The organism is Agrobacterium sp. DE0009 (assembly GCF_007680755.1).
GTDB classification, from domain to species: Bacteria; Pseudomonadota; Alphaproteobacteria; order Rhizobiales; family Rhizobiaceae; genus Agrobacterium; species Agrobacterium tumefaciens_B.
Window position 1 is genome coordinate 1 of record NZ_VEIU01000044.1, and the last position, 382, is coordinate 382.

The 382-nt window shown below is 52.9% G+C and carries 1 protein-coding gene; it reads left to right on the plus strand.

Translation table 11 applies throughout. The features are described from left to right. On the plus strand, positions 1-205 hold a 205-nt coding region (locus FS804_RS25105; protein ID WP_210244467.1), incomplete at its 5' end, for a hypothetical protein. Positions 206-382: the final 177 nt, after the last annotated feature.

Below are 382 nucleotides of genomic sequence, written 5' to 3' on the forward strand. Positions count from 1 at the left end.
TAGGACGGGTGTGGAAGCACAGCAATGTGTGAAGCTTACCGTTACTAATAGCTCGATCGACTTCTTCGTTCCCATTGATTATGTTCATCAAGCAAAGCTTGATGACATCATTCTTCTGTCCTCACGGGCCATAGGCCCTGCGGACGGCGCGCCAAACGATTGGCGACGGCCTCTGGCCTGTACTGCTGCCCCGCGCAAGCGTTGATATGGCAGCCATACAGGACGATAGTCCGTCGGCCATGATTGGCCGGCCCGTCCGGAGCCCCTCAGGCGTCAGGACAGAATAAAGACGTGTAAATTAAAACGAAGCGCAAGCTTCCCAGCTTCTCGAAAACAACAGTCATGTGAAAACATGAACAATGTTGCGTTTTGCCGACCTGGT